This is a genomic window from Acinetobacter sp. ANC_7513 (assembly GCF_056779915.1).
This window is the reverse complement of record NZ_JBWYIW010000041.1, coordinates 1-210: the sequence shown is the minus strand read 5'-3', so window position 1 is coordinate 210 and position 210 is coordinate 1. Positions and strand designations below refer to the sequence as shown.

At 46.7% G+C, this 210-nt stretch carries 1 protein-coding gene; it reads left to right on the top strand.

Going from position 1 to position 210, the window contains the following annotated elements; genetic code table 11:
- Positions 1 to 210 (top strand): DUF2345 domain-containing protein (locus AC1M9B_RS14455; protein ID WP_481609347.1); only part of this gene is annotated, 210 nt, incomplete at both ends.

The window sequence follows — 210 nt, the reverse complement described above, 5'->3', positions numbered from 1 at the left end:
GCTATCTCAAAAACTTAGAGAGCGAAGATCAAAGCAAAGCCGCGGCCTTCAAACAAGCGATCATGCTCTTGGCTTCACCAAGTTCAATTGCCGTAGAAAGTAACGAAGACATCCACCTTAGTGCAGATGGGCAGATCAACCAGATTGCACAAGGAAGCATTAACACCAGCACGCAAGACAGCATCATCGGACATGCCAGCAAAAAGATCA